The organism is Pseudotamlana agarivorans (assembly GCF_018860245.1).
In the GTDB taxonomy this organism is placed as follows: domain Bacteria; phylum Bacteroidota; class Bacteroidia; order Flavobacteriales; family Flavobacteriaceae; genus Pseudotamlana; species Pseudotamlana agarivorans_A.
Map to the genome: position 1 here is coordinate 580,380 of NZ_JAHKPD010000018.1, position 16,526 is coordinate 596,905.

5 protein-coding genes are annotated in these 16,526 nt (G+C 34.7%); all 5 read left to right on the top strand.

Annotation, left to right across the window (positions count from 1 at the left end; genetic code table 11):
* Positions 1-465 precede the first annotated feature (465 nt).
* Entirely contained in the window at positions 466-7,023 is a 6,558-nt protein-coding gene (locus KO493_RS13515; RefSeq protein WP_216068495.1) for an MG2 domain-containing protein, read from the top strand.
* 713 nt (positions 7,024-7,736) lie between these two features.
* Positions 7,737-8,120 (top strand): sulfatase-like hydrolase/transferase, encoded by a 384-nt coding sequence (locus KO493_RS15950; protein ID WP_354667438.1) that lies wholly within the window; start codon positions 7,737-7,739, stop codon positions 8,118-8,120.
* A gap of 20 nt (positions 8,121-8,140) precedes the next feature.
* Positions 8,141-9,067 (top strand): sulfatase-like hydrolase/transferase, encoded by a 927-nt coding sequence (locus KO493_RS15955; protein WP_252723233.1) that lies wholly within the window; start codon positions 8,141-8,143, stop codon positions 9,065-9,067.
* Between the two features lie 731 nt (positions 9,068-9,798).
* Positions 9,799-12,891, top strand: a complete 3,093-nt coding sequence (locus KO493_RS13525) for a glycoside hydrolase family 2 TIM barrel-domain containing protein (RefSeq protein ID WP_216068496.1) — start codon at positions 9,799-9,801, stop codon at positions 12,889-12,891.
* A 494-nt stretch (positions 12,892-13,385) separates the two neighbouring features.
* On the top strand, positions 13,386-16,526 hold a 3,141-nt coding region (locus KO493_RS13530; RefSeq protein WP_216068497.1), incomplete at its 3' end, for a C-type lectin domain-containing protein.

The window sequence follows — 16,526 nt, forward strand, 5'->3', positions numbered from 1 at the left end:
TTTAAGTCTTGTAAATGCTAATAAAATAGTTTCTGTCTTGTAAGTAATTAAAGCATGTCTAATTCCAATGATAAAATCGTTATCACTTTTAGTTGGTAATTTCGTATCTATATTGCCTTGTTTGTATTCTAATTCTTAACAAATTGTCGTCTTTTATTGATTATTAATTAATAAAGGCATATTATTATAGTCTATTATATGGAGAATTTGAGATTATAAACGTAAAAAGAATGGCACAATCTATTAGATATTGTATTTTTTTATAATTGTAACTAAAAGTTATTGAATAAAATGATTAAGCTTAAATTCTATATTTGTCAATCCCCAAAGATATCTACCTAAGAAGCTGAAAATACTGTCATGTATTTGATTATTTGTTTAGTAAAAATAGTCCCATTTAAATTTTACGCATGCTAGTTTTCTTTTCGTTTGGTGTTATCTTTAATTAAGTAAAAAGCTAACGCGATGAAAAGAATACTACTTGTTGTCTTACTCGTATTTGGAACTCAAATTATAGATGCCCAGGAGAAATATGAAAAGTTATGGACAGAAGTTGAAACCTACGAAGTAGAAGGTAAGTTTAGAAGCGCTAACGGAGTCGTTAGTAAAATTTTGAAAAAAGCTAGACGTAACAAGGAGAGTAGCCAAATAGTCAAAGCCTTTATTTATAAATCAAAATTCACTTTACTTCTAGAAGAAGACGCCCAGAAAAGCATAATTAATGAATTAGAAACTTCTATTGATGAATCTAATTTTCCAACCTCAGCACTTTTGGAGTCTATTTATGCCGGAATGTTACATCAGTATTTACAAGAGAACAGTTATAAAATTCGAAATAGAACGAAATCCTATTTTCCTGATGATTCTAGTGAATTTGAAAAATGGGATACCCATACTTGTGTTTATCAAATATCTAGGCATTATAATAAATCTTTAGAAAATCAAGCTGAATTAATAAAACGACCAATTAAGGACTTTAAGGTTGTTTTAACTGATAGTAAAAACGCCTATAAATTTAGACCGACCCTTTACGATTTTTTTGCACATCGTGCATTAGATTTTTACAAGTCAAATAAAAGATATGTACCAAGTCCTAAAGCGCGTTTTTTAGTTAGTGACCCTGCAGTCTTTACGAGTACCAAGGAATTCGTAAAAGCACCCTTTTACACTACAGATAGTTTAAATTCTAATAGAAAGGCATTAAAATTATATCAAAATTTAGAGCAGTTTCACCAAGAAAATGACACGGTCGCTTATATAGATGTTGTATTATCTCGATTAGAGTTTTCAAAAAAACATGCAACAATTGAGAATAAAGTCGCCTTGTACATTAAGGCACTATACAACCTGTCTAGTAGGTTTAAAGATTATGAAGAAGCATCTATTATTGATTATACTTTAGCAGATTTTTACTTTAAATCGAGTAAAATACCTTATGCAAAACATGATGCCGTTTTAAAAAATTATCGTGTTAAAGCTTTAGAAATATGTGATAGTGTCATCGCTCGGTTCCCAAATTCAAATGGAGGGGTGCTTTGTAAGGTGTTAAAAAACACAATAGAGAAGCAGACCCTTTCTATGGAGTCTGAGCGGTATATTATTCCAGAAAAACCATTCCTTGCTAAAGTCGTTTTTAAAAGTATAGATAGTTTATATGTGTCTGCCTATAAAGTTCCTCATAACTACATTAAGAATATATATTCTTATAAAAAAGATAGTTTGGCTCTAGAATTTATACAAACTAATAAACCGGTTCAAACCCAATTTTACAAATTGCAACATAAAAAGAACTTCTATAAATATACAACAGAGATTAACTTTCCAAAACTCTCAATGGGCTCTTATCTTATTATTGCATCCAAAAACGCAGATATTTCGTCCATTAAAGACATTTATAGTTATGATGTTGTAACGGCTAGTCATTTATCGGTGCTAAGTATAGACCAGGAAGAAGAATTGGTACTTAAGGTTTTAAATCGAGACGATGGTAGCCTTGTTAAAAATGTAAATCTAGAATTTTCTGGAGTTGAGCATAAAAAGTCTCAAGGTAAAACCAATCATAAAGGAGAGTTTTACGTAAAAAAATATAGAGATGTTTATAAGAATTTATTACTTGTTGCTAGCCATGAAGGAGATACATTAACAGTAGAAAACCTTGCCTTGTATAGAAAGAATGATATAGATGATGAGAATGAAGAACATGTAAGTAAAATGTTTTTATATCTCGATAGAAGCATCTACAGGCCTGGACAAACAGTTTATTTTAAGGGGCTTCTAGTTGAAAATAAAAAAGGTAAGACTAGAGTAGTACCTGATGTTTATACCTCAATTTTTATTTATGATACCAATGATGAAGAACTTAAGGAGTATAGACTAAAAACCAATGAATATGGTGCTGTAAGTGGAGAATTTAAAATTCCGAGTAATGTGCTAACTGGTGAATTCTATATTGAAATGGATGAAGATTATGGTACTGATGACGAAGATGAGGATCCCTATTATGAGGACATAGATGATTTAGATTATGCTGAGGTCTATTTTTCAGTTGAAGAATATAAACGCCCTAAGTTTGAAGTTTTGTTTAATGATATTACCGAAAATTATAAAATTGGCGATAGTATTAAGGTTTCAGGCCTAGCAAAAGCATTTTTAGGTTCAAATATTACCGATGCTCAAGTGCAATATTCAATTTTAAGAAAAACCCTGAGTAGTTGGGGCTATAGTAACTATGGAAGTAATTCACAAATATTAAAAACAGGAACTACAAAAACCGATAACAAAGGCGGCTTCAATGTGCGATTTCTTGCGATTCCAGATTCTACTTCAAGCAAAGCTGAAAAACCTATTTTTCTATATAATATTGAGGCGAATATAACCGATATTAATGGAGAAACAAGAAGTGCTACTAAAACGGTAAAGGTTGGTTATCATAATTTGAAAATAGACTTGTTAATGGGCAGTAAACTCAACAGCAGTATGAACCAACAGATTAAATTTACTACTACAAATTTGAATGACCAGCCTATTCAGGCACAAGTAGAATTTTCAATCAACAAATTATCGAGTGCAAAACGTATACTGCGTCCAAAACCGTGGGATGTTGTCGAATTACCATTACTTTCAAAAGATAAATATGTTGAGTTATTTCCAAATGAAGCCTATGATAGTACAGACATAAAAACCAACAGAAAAAAAGAAAAATTAGTATACTCAAAGAGGCTTAATGCCAGCGATAATAAAGATATTGAGCTGGAAAATATTTCCAATTGGGAACCGGGAACTTACCTGTTAGAAGCTAAAGCTATTGATGCATTTAAAGATACCGTGATTGTTAAAAAACAATTTAAGGTTTACCACCCAAATGAGAATTACTTATCTGATAAAAAGTTGTTTGCATATGAAATTGTTAATTCAGATTTCAAAAAGGATGGCTATGTAGGGCTGAATTTGAAAACGGCTTCAAAGCATTTAAATGTAAATTTAGAAGTCTTTTATAAAGGGAAAACTATTTTTAATGAATCAGTTCCTGTTGAACATGGGCATAGTTTTGTTAAAATACCGGTATCAAAAAACTATACAGATAAATTAGATTTCAATGTGTACTTTGCGAAGTTCAACAGTTTATATAGCGATCATTTTTCTATAACCTTTAAAGAGATAGAAAAGAAACTCGCCATAGAAACCATAAGCTTTAGAAATAAATTAATGCCCGATCAAAAGGAGACCTGGAGCTTTAAAATCATTAATTCAGATAATAAAGGTGCTGAAGCTGAAGTGTTAGCCTCTATGTATGATACTTCTTTAGATCAATTCAAAGCACATTCATGGAAACCAAATTTAGGGTTTCAAAATTATAATTATTCTTACCCACCTCGTGTTCAAAGAAATAATTTATTCAACACTACTAAATTTGATGATTTTAATTATGCTACGCACTTAAACTTAATTGCTATAATTAAAAATTATCATAAGCTCAATTGGTTTGGGTTTAACTTTGGAGGTTTAGATTATGAAAATAAAAAATATATCAAAGCGCTGTCTTCTAAATTAGATAAGCCAGAATATGTTGAAGGAAATGTTAACGGAATTATTGTAGATGAAAGCGGTATCCCATTACCAGGAGTTAATGTAGTGATTAAGGGAACAGAAATTGGTGCTCTAACTGATTTTGATGGTATTTATTCTTTGAACGCATCCGTTGGGACGACATTGGTAGCGACCTATCTTGGTTATAAAAGTGCAGAAATACATGTCACCAAATCAGGAACTTATAATATGACCATGATTGAAGATGTTTCACACCTAGATGAGGTGGTTGTGGTTGGCTACGGGGTTCAAAAAAAGTCTTCACTAACAGGTGCTGTTAGTTATGTATCTGCAAAAGATGTTTCTAATGACATCATAAGCAAACTAGGAGGGCAAATAGCTGGTGTTAGTATTGTTGATGGCGGCTCTCAAATTACTATTAGAGGAAGTAGCTCTATATCTAACGGAAGCCAAACCCTTTTTATCGTAGATGGTGTTCCTATGAATTCAGAGTTTGGAGCACAATTTTCTCCTAGTGATATTGAAGATATTACTGTTTTAAAAGGAACCAGTGCAACAACCATCTATGGGTCACGAGCAGGCAACGGTGTGGTGATAATTACCACTAAAAAAGGACTGGAAGCACTTACCCAAGTAGAAGCTAGAAGCGACTTAAAAGAAACGGCTTTTTTCTTTCCGCATTTAAAAACAAATAAGCATGGTGAAGTGGAGTTTAGCTTCGATTCGCCCCAAGCATTAACAAAATGGCGCTTGATGCTTTTAGCGCATAATAAGACGTTAGAAGTAGGAGTTTTAGAGAAAACGGCGATAACACAAAAGGAAATTAGTGTGGTTCCTAATGTCCCTCGCTTTTTAAGAGAAAACGATGTTATAGATTTTAGTGCCAAAATTAGTAACCTCACAGATGAACCCTTAGCAGGGCTTTCTATGTTACAATTATACGATGCAATAACTATGGAGGAGATAGATTATGCTATGCTCGATAACGCGTCTAACAAACCGTTTAATATAGCGCCTAAGAGTAATGCTTCAGTAGACTGGAAAGTTAAAGTCCTTGAAGGTATACAAGCTTTACAATATAAGATTGTGGCTAAATCAGGAAAGCATACCGATGGTGAATCTAGTATATTACCCGTATTGTCTAATCGAACTTTGGTAACGGAAGCACAACCTTTATGGGTGCCGCCAGGAAAAACAAAAGAAGTTGTTTTTGGTAAATTAATGCTACCAATGTCCGCTTCACAAACGAATCATAAGTTTACCATAGAATATACATCGAATCCTGCTTGGCTCGCTATAAAATCTTTGCCTTATTTAATGGAATTTCCTTATGAATGTGCCGAACAAACATTTTCTAGGTTTTATGCCAATGCCTTAGCCGAAGATATTATTAATAAAAATCCTCAAATTGAATCCGTTTTCCAAAGTTGGAAGACAAGCCAAACACTAGATTCTCAATTAGAAAAAAATGAAAGTTTAAAATCTATACTCCTATCAGAATCGCCATGGGTTAGAGATTCACAAGCCGATCAAGTAAACAAATCTAGAATAGCCCATTTATTCGACAAGGAGAAGCTCAAAGAGCAGCAATTGCAAACCATTAGCAAATTAAAAGAATTGCAACAGCCGTCTGGTGGGTTTCCTTGGTTTTCTGGAGGCCGAGACAATCCTTTTATAACTAGGCATATTGTTGCTGGTATTGGGCATCTAGAAAAACTAAATGTTGCAGTCGAAAATGATTATAAAATCAAACCGATTTTAAAAAGTGCTATTTCTTACCTCGATTCAGAGTTTTTGAAGCATTATTATGAGGCTGTTAAATTGTCAAAGGACTCAAGTCTTGTTTCCATAGATAATCGTGCAGCACATTATTTGTATTCAAGAAGCTTTTTTATAGAGGCCTATCCGTTTTCCGATAAAACAAATAGAATAATTGATTATTATTTAGGGAAATGCCAAGAAACTTGGCTTACACAATCTTTGTATAACAAAGGGCTAATAGCACTTGTTTTACATAGAATGAAAGACAGTAAATCAGCAAAAAGAATAATAGAGGCCTTAACCGAGCAAGCCGTTTATAGCGAAGACAACGGGATGTACTGGAAGGAAAATAAAAACAGCTGGTATTGGGATAAAGCGCCTATAGAAACACAAGCTTTGTTGATTGAAGCTTTCTTAGAAATTGAAGGCGATATGAAAAAGGTGGAGCAATTGAAACAATGGTTGCTTAAATACAAGCGAACGAATCAATGGTCTACCACCAAAGCAACCACTGAAGCTATTTATGCCTTATTGATGCAAGGTAATGGTTGGTTGGATGTTTCAGAGCATACGATAATCACTGTAGGCGATGAAAAAATAAAAACAACCAAACTCGAACCAACCATGAAGGAAGCTGCTACAGGATATTTCAAAGTGAATTGGAAAGGCAATGAAATAGTGTCACAAATGGCTTCCGTTTCAGTGAAAAATAAAAGTAAAATTACGGGATTTGGAGGTGTTTATTGGCAATACTTTGAAGATTTAGATAAAATTACTACTTCTGAAGCCACGCCATTACAAATAAATAAGAAGGTGTATATAAATAAAAAAACAGATCAAGGGGAAGTATTAATTCCTATTAGTCAAGAGATTTCTGTAAACTTAGGGGATTTGATTACAGTTAGAATTGAAATCACTTCAAAGGATGATATGGAGTTTGTTCACCTCAAGGATTTAAGAGCATCTGGATTTGAGCCTATTGATGTGTTGTCAGAATATAAATGGCAAGATGGACTTGGGTATTACCAAAGTACAAAAGATGTAGCTACTCATTTCTTTTTTGATAAACTACCACAGGGTACCTACATCTTTGAATACAATTTAAGGGCAAATAACACTGGTGATTTTTCTAATGGTATTACTACAATTCAAAGCATGTATGCTCCTGAATTTGCCAATCATTCAAAAGGAATTCGATTACAAATAGAAAAATAAAATCTTAAAGGAAAATAAAATTAAAGATATATCCAGGAAACTGTGTAGGCTTTTTATTTTCTAATAATATCCAAACTAAACGTGATCTATTCAAACAGATTAACCTCATGCTGTACAGTATAACCCGCACAATCTCGAACGTGGCACTCATGCCGGCAACAGCAAGAAACATTAAGATTAAGCTAAAAGATGAGTAAGTAACACAAACTTTATAAACCAACGACAGTTTGCTGTAAGTACGTTTTAGACCATAAACCCCTAACCAAAAACCTAACTAACCTACATGAATATAAAATCAAAAAAATACAAACACACCTACCACAATTATAATTTGCTTTCTCGAATATTTTTTCAGTTTTTAATAGCTATTAGGATGAATGGTTCTATGTCAGTAATTTGTTAAAAACGGGTTATTTTTATGAGTTACTGGGTTGTTTGTTAGGTTTTTAGTTTTGTGAGTTTATCAAAAATTGGTAATTTTAAAAGCACGTATCAATTAAGTACAATCTTAAATCCCTTTAATTATGCTTTTCAAACAACACAATTTATTTTACATTTTAGTAATTCTTATGCCAATATTAGGTTTAGCACAGGACAAACCTAATATTTTGGTAATTATGGTAGATGATGTCGAACCAAATTCTCTTAGCTGTTATTCTTTAGGTATACAGTAGCCAACACCTAATATTGATAGAATTGCCAAAGGTGGTGCTATTTTTACCGACCATTATTCACAGCCTAGTTGTACTGCGGGTCGGGCGGCTTTTATTACGGGGCAAAAACCTGTGCGTACTGGATTAACTACTGTAGGACAACCCGGAAACCCTTTAGGTCTTAAAAAAGAAGACCCTACTTTAGCTGAACTTTTAAAACCTTATGGTTATATGACTGGTCAATTTGGTAAAAATCACTTAGGAGATCTAGATGAGCATTTACCAACGGCACATGGGTTTGATGAGTTTTATGGGAATTTATATCACTTGAATGTCTCTGAAGAACCAGAACAAGGTGATTACCCTAAAAACCCTGAATTCATAAAAAATATGGTCCTCGAGGCATCATTCATGCTACTGCAGATGGAAAAATTGAAGATGTAGGGCCTTTAACTAGTAAGCGCATGGAAACTTTTAATGAGGAACTTGTAGAGCGCACAAAAGGGTTTATGAAAAAAGCGAAAGATGCTAATAAGCCTTTTTTTATATGGCATGCCACAAGTAGAATGCATGTTTACACCCATTTAAAGGAAGAATCAAAAAATTTGGCAACAAGTATTAGCACCGACATGGATAAGTTTGGTCACGGGTTAATAGAACACGATGGGCATGTGGGACAGATTTTAGACTACATGGAAACTTTAGGAATTGATGATAATACCATCGTAATTTATACTACCGATAACGGCCCCGAACAAAGTTCATTTCCAGATGCAGGTGTGACTATGTTTCGTGGTGAAAAAATGACGACTTGGGAAGGCGGCTTACGCTCCCCATTTTTAGTTAAATGGCCTGGTCATATTCCAGAAGGTTTGGTGCGAACCGGTATTTCTGCTCATGAGGACGTTGTCCCTACACTTATTGCCGCTGTTGGAAATAAAAATATTACGGACGAATTAAGGAAAGGAAAAAAAGTAGGAGGCATGACCTATAAAGTGCATTTAGATGGTTTTAATAATTTAGAGTATTGGATGGGTAAAACTGAAAAAAGTGAACGTAATTATTTCTTCTACTATTATGAAACAAGCTTAACAGCTATGCGAGTTGGTCCATGGAAAATGCACTTTGCTACTATAACACGTTATTTTGATGATATGGTTACGCATACCATGCCACAATTGTTCAATTTAAGAAAGGATCCTTTTGAAAAATACGACGACATTACTGGGTTTCATTTTATTATGAAAAAATCTTGGGTTATGCAACCTGCCATAGGTCTTCTAAATAAGCATTTGTCTACGTTTAAGGATTTTCCGCCACGCCAAGAAGCCGCTTCTCTAGATATTAACAAGGCGATTGATCAGATTTTAAAGGCAGGTAGTAGACAGTAATTTAAGGTTTTGTCTTTCTAGTTTGTAGTAAAAAAAGAATATAAAAAGATACTGAATAATGTTGAATTTTAGAAACAGCTTTAGTATTAGAAGCGTTAGATAACAAAGGGGGCACCTTGTATTCAATAGTTCTCCATTAACGACAATGTTAAGGATGATTATAAAAATTCATAATCAATGGAATATTAAATAATTATAGTCCATGGTAATATTTTAGTATATCTAGTAATCCAAATGAGATAACCAATAACGGGTGCTTTTCATCTTTCAGTTTTAATGAGGGCACCTTTTAATACCAAGTCTTTTAAATCTCTGGTAGCTGTTGATGCAGGCGTTTTTGCAATGCTCGCATAATTTTCTGCGCTTAGAATACCTAAAAAATCTTGGGGCCAGCGTTCAAAAAGAAGGTTTGAAACCTTTAGCTGACGCTCATTTAGTTGATTTGAATATTTATCTAGACACTAAATTTTCATTATTGAACTGTATTCCTCAAAAACACGGGCGTTTAGGGATTAGGTTCCCCAATTATAAATATGAAAATTCACAATTTTGTTATTAAATGTATTCAGTTCAATGTCTTAAGTTTCCAAAAAAACAAACTTTCTTTAAGCAGGGAACGGCTTTAAAAAGCTGTCTAGTTTTTATCTAGTTCCTTTTCTAGGCTATGCATATATAAATTAAATAACTTTATCTATTGCCTTAGTAGGTATCGTTAACTTTAAAATTATTATATGAAGTATTGTTTAGCTTTGTTTATTTTAAGTGTTTGTTTAAATGCGACAGCACAAAACAACGATTGGGAAAATCCTAGAATTATAGGTGTAAATAAGGAAGAAGGGCATGCCTATTTTATTTCTTACGATTCAGAAGAAGAAGCCTTACTAGATAATTTAAAAACAAGTTATTATAAATCCTTAAATGGTATTTGGAAATTTAAATGGAGTGCTAATCCTAACGAAAGATCCAAAAATTTTTACCAAAAGGGGAACAATGATTTAAAAGATGAAATCCCTGTGCCATCCAACTGGGAAATGCAGCAATATGGCTATCCGTTTTACGCGAATATTACCTATCCATTTCCTAAAAACAAACCTTTTGTGCCTCATGATTATAACCCGGTAGGCCAGTATAAAAGAGAATTTAATATTGATACCGATTGGAGCAAAAAGGAAGTTTATATTCACTTTGGGGCTGTAAAATGTGCTTTCTATTTGTGGATTAATGGCGAGAAAGTAGGCTACAGCCAAGGAAGTAAGTTACCAGCAGAATTTAATATCACTAATTTTATTAAACCCGGGATAAATGATGTTGCTATTGAAGTGTATAAGTTCACTGATGCGAGTTATATTGAAGATATCGATTTTTGGCGTTTGGCAGGGGTAGAGCGAGACGTGTTTCTCCATGCGCGCCCAAAATTAATGGTGCAAGACTTTTTTGCAAAAGCAACTTTAAACGAATCCTTTACAAAAGGAGTGTTGGATCTGTCGATTGATTTAAAGAATTTTACTTCGAAACAATCTACTAATATTTCTGTGAAACTTTACGACGGAAATCAAGTGGTTTATTCAGAAAATAGAAAGCAGACTGTTAAAAGAGAAGCTGGTAGTACAATTCGTTTTCAAACGGAAATTGATCACATAAAACCATGGTCGGCAGAAGTACCAAACCTATACACCTTACTTATCAGCTTAAAAAATAGTCAAGGTATAGTACAGGAATCTTTTGCTCATAAAATTGGTTTTAGGAGTGTTGTTCTTAAAAACGGACAATTATTAGTAAACGGCCAGCCTGTTTTATTTAAAGGAGTAAATCGTCACGAACATGATCCAGACTTAGGACATGTTACAACCAAAGAGATGATGCTAAAGGATATTAAATTAATGAAGAAATTTAATATAAACGCTGTAAGAACCTCCCACTATCCTAACGATCCATATTGGTATGCGCTTTGTAATAAATACGGACTGTATGTAATTGATGAAGCCAACGTAGAAGCACATGGCTATGGCTGGATAGTTAATGAGGTGGCTAGAGATTCAAGTTATTATGCCGCCATTACCGATAGAATTCAGCGTGTTTTTAAGAGAGATAAAAATAACCCATCGGTTATCATTTGGTCCATGGGTAATGAAGCAGGTACCGGACAACCGTTTATTGATAGTTACCAATGGCTAAAGAAACAGGATGATTCTCGATTGGTATCATATGATCGTGCCGAAGTCGATCCAGATTTTGATCATGTAAGACATACCGATATTATTGGCTACATGTATGCGCCAATAGTGGATGTTAAAAAAGAGCATTTGCCTGCAAACCCAGATCGCCCTTTTATTTGGGTGGAATACGCACACTCTATGGGGAATAGTACAGGAAACTTAAAAGAGCTGTGGGATTTTGTTAGAAAAGAACCAAGAGTTCAAGGTGGTTTTATCTGGGATTGGGTGGATCAAGGCATAACCAAGACCAAAAATAATGGAGAGAAATATTGGGGCTATGGAGGTGATTTTGAGCCAGAAGGTTCTAATCATGCTGGGCCTTTTTGTTTAAACGGAATTGTTTTTCCAGACAGATCAATACAGCCAGCACTTTGGGAAGTTAAAAAGCAATATCAAAATATCCATGTGAAATTAATGGATGCCAACACCATGACCTTTGAAGTCTTTAATGAATATTTTTTCACTAATTTATTTGATTTTAATTTAGAATGGAATTTGTTGAAAAATGGCCGAACGGTTAAAAGTGGAAATCTGGAAATGGAAGTAGTACCACAATCCAGTCAGACCTTTAGTTTAGAGATTGACTTACCTGAAGAAATTTCCAAAGATGAATACCTAATTAATTTTCATTGGAAACTTAAAAAATCTACAGAACTTTTGAAAGCAGGGCATGAGGTTGCAAAAGATCAAGTAATCCTTACAGAAGGACGTTTTGCTTCAAAAGAAAAAGTGTCAAAAGGTGTTATACTAGTATCTGAAACAGATAAACGCATTGAGTTTACTTGCGAGTCCAAAATCAAGATCACTTTTGACAAAGTAAAAGGGAGTTTAACGTCCTATATGGTTAATGAAGAGGAATGGATGGCTGCGCCTTTACTATTAAATACATGGAGAGCCCCAATAGATAATGATTTAGGGGCTAAAACACCTGAGAATTCTATGAATTGGAAAGCTATTGAAAGTAAATTGAAATTAACACATGTGGCATGGCGAACACTTGATGATAATCGCATGATGATTAGTTTTAGAAAGGAAAACCCTGAAATAGCTAATTTTTTTATTAATTATACGGTAGATGGCTCTGGGAAAATTAAAACGCAATATGTTTTTGAAAAAACTGGCGGAAGCGGATTAATACCACGTATGGGAATGAATGTAAAACTTGTTAAAACTTTAGATCAAGTGACCTACTATGGAAGGGGGCCGCACGAAAATTATCCAGACCGAAACCAATCTGCTTTTTTAGGTATTTATAAATCCAATGCTAGAGACTTTTATGTGCCATACATTCGACCACAAGAAAACGGATATAGAACAGATGTCCGTTGGTTAGAGTTAAGGAATAATGAAAATAAAGGCCTGCGATTTACCAGTTCACAAAAACTTAATTTCAATGTTAACCGGTTTAACAATGAAGATTTTGAGCCAACAGGAAAAAATCGTCATACCACTGATATTCACACTAGAAATCATGTGAATTTAAATATTGATTATAAACAAATGGGCTTAGGAGGTGATACGAGTTGGGGTGTATTGCCTTACCAAGATTATTTGATTCTTCCAGAACCTATGAAGTATACATTTTATATAGAACCAATTATGAATTAATTTTCAAGATTATGAAACCCTGTATCCATAAAATCAAAATTAGTTGATGACTGAAATTTTAACGATTTTGGTGTAAAATCAGGATATAGGTGCATTGCTCATTGCCAATTCTTAAGTGGTTTAATACCCGGTTAAAAAAGTAAAAGGTGCTCGTTTTATGATGCACAGAGTTACCGCTTGTGTTTTCAAGGCGCAAACAAAAAACGGGCTTTAAATATTGCAGTAGTGCGTAACAAATTTTAGTAAGGAATATTTTGTGAGTTTATTCAGTGTTATATATTATGTTTTTTAACACTAAACTAGTAAAAGTCTAGTTCTAATCTAGTTCCTAGTTTTTCATCTACCCTGAAATCTAAGTAGTTTTGGAAGGATAACATCTTAATGTTTTAAATTTTGAGTGTAAAGTATTAATGCGTATAAGTTTTTACGTCTATATTTTATAATTAAAATCTACATTTTTTTGCTGACAAATCCAACAAACTAAACCTACTACCATGATTAAATTTAACTTAAAAAAGATATTTTTATATGTCTTTTTTTTATTAATACCTGTTTGCATCTGGTCCCAAGATGTCAAAGTAGAATTAACATTTACCTATCAAAACACACCTACAAAAATCTTTACTGTTAATGATTTAATTGTTATTGACTTGCCTACTGCTGCTACTGCAACTTGGTATGATGCGCCTAGCGGAGGTAATTTATTACTTCCTACAGAACCCCTTGTAAGCGGGCAAATTTATTATCTCGAAACTATACCAGCAGCAGGGATTGGAACTCGTTTACAAACTATTGTCTATGAAGTCTCTCCTTCGCTTGAAGCTGATAAACCCAATGATGTGTGTTTAGGAGAACAGGTTACTATAAAAGCAAAGGATCTCTTGACAAACGAGCAATTTGAACTTGAAAATACAAATGGTATTGGTTTGGAATTAACAAAAATTACAGATTATGATGACTCGAGTTATTTTGTGAAAGAAGATAAAATGTCTTGGGAGGATGCTTATACTTTAATAAATGCTATTCCGGGAGCTTCGATGTATATCATAAATGATACTTCGGAAGAAAGTTTTGTATTTAATGCGTTAACGAATTTAGGCCTTGCAGATCCTAGCGATGCTAACGCTTTTTGGCTGGGTTTAAAACAATATGCAAGTGCTGTAAATTTTGATGATACTGTCAATCAAACCGGTTGGTATTGGATTGATGGAACGCCAATAGGGTATACCAATTGGAGTGCCGCTGAACCAAATGATTATAGAGATGCGCCAAGCTTAGCCCCCCCTTATCAATTATATGAAGTTGGAGGTATCAATGATGAAGACTATGGTCAATTCGATTTTAAAAATAATGGGATAAATTGGAACGATGCTCCTAATGATAGTCAAGATAGAAATTCATTTCCTATTTTCGAGTTTACAGGGATATCAGGACTGCAATGGTATAAACTGAATACAATTACTAATACTTATGAAGCAATTCCTGGAGCAACTAACGGGGAGATACAAATTACAGCTACTGAATTTAGCCAAAAATACAGATTAGATTTTTTAGTAAATGGTATAACTTCGTCTTTAGACTATGAGGTTCAAGCGGTAGATGTACAAATATTCCTAATACCATCAACTTTAACTACAACATGTGATGACGAGGGTGATCCGTTAGTTCAAGACGGATTGTATCCTTTTGATACTTCAACTTTTGAAAGTACTTTACTAAATGGTCAAACAGGTATGACTATTAGTTATACAGATGAAAACGGACTACCGCTTTCATTAACTAACCCCTTTAATACAGGAACGCGAACAGTTAACGTTCGTATAGAATCAAATTCAAACACCTCATGTTTTACCACAGGAACTATAGATTTTAAAGTGAATGCTTTGCCAAAGATAAGAACGAATACAGATGGGAGTGAAGATGTTGCAATATGCTCTGGGTCAACGACCACTCTAGACGCTGGAATATCTGATGGAAGTCCAGAAACGGATTACACTTATGAATGGTCAAAGGGTGGTACGGTCATTTCTCCAGCTGAAACAAACCAAACATTAATTGTAGATACAGATGGTGATTATACTGTAGAAGTTACTTCAATAGCTTCTGGTTGTAGTGCAACCCGTAACATTAATGTTGTTGTTACACAAGATCCGCAGCCTGCCATAGAATGTTGGGAAACTGCAACTTTTAATGATACAACTTGTACTTGGGAGGTTACAGGAAGCCAAGAAGCGGAACCAATTACAGAATGTTGGGAAACTGCAACTTTTAATGATATGACTTGTACTTGGGAGGTAACAGGGACCCAAGAAGCGGAACCAGTTACAGAATGTTGGGAGATAGCGACTTTTAATAACACGACTTGTTCATGGGAGGTAACAGGAACACAAGAAGCGGAACCAGTTACAGAATGTTGGGAGACCGCAACATTTAATAATACAACCTGTACTTGGGAGGTAACAGGAACACAAGAAGCGGAACCAGTTACAGAATGTTGGGAGACCGCAACATTTAATAATACAACCTGTACTTGGGAGGTAACAGGAACCCAAGAAGCAAAACCAGTTACAGAATGTTGGGAAACTGCAACTTTTAATGATACAACTTGTACTTGGGACGTTACAGGAACTCAAGAAGCGGAACCAGTTACTGAGTGTTGGGAAATCGCAACATTTAATAACACGACTTGTACTTGGGAGGTAACAGGAACACAAGAAGCGGAGCCAGTTACAGAATGTTGGGAAACTGCAACTTTTAATGATACAACTTGTACTTGGGACGTTACAGGAACTCAAGAAGCGGAACCAGTTACTGAGTGTTGGGAAATCGCAACATTTAATGATACAACCTGTACTTGGGAGGTAACAGGAACACAAGAAGCGGAACCAGTTACAGAATGTTGGGAGACCGCAACATTTAATAATACAACCTGTACTTGGGAGGTAACAGGAACCCAAGAAGCGGAACCAGTTACAGAATGCTGGGAGACCGCAACATTTAATGATACAACTTGTACTTGGGACGTTACAGGAACTCAAGAAGCGGAACCAGTTACTGAGTGTTGGGAAATCGCAACATTTAATAACACGACTTGTTCATGGGAGGTAACAGGAACACAAGAAGCGGAGCCAGTTACAGAATGTTGGGAAACTGCAACTTTTAATGATACAACTTGTACTTGGGACGTTACAGGAACTCAAGAAACGCAGCCTGCTATAGAATGTTGGGAGACCGCAACATTTAATAATACAACCTGTACTTGGGAGGTAACAGGAACACAAGAAGCGGAACCAGTTACAGAATGTTGGGAAACTGCAACTTTTAATGATACAACTTGTACTTGGGAGGTTACAGGAAGCCAAGAAGCGGAACCAATTACAGAATGTTGGGAAACTGCAACTTTTAATGATACGACTTGTACTTGGGAGGTAACAGGGACCCAAGAAGCGGAACCAGTTACAGAATGTTGGGAAACCGCAACATTTAATAACACGACTTGTACTTGGGAGGTAACAGGAACCCAAGAAGCGGAACCAGTTACAGAATGTTGGGAAACTGCAACTTTTAATGATACAACTTGTACTTGGGAGGTTACAGGAAGCCAAGAAGCGGAACCAGTTACAGGGTGTTGGGAA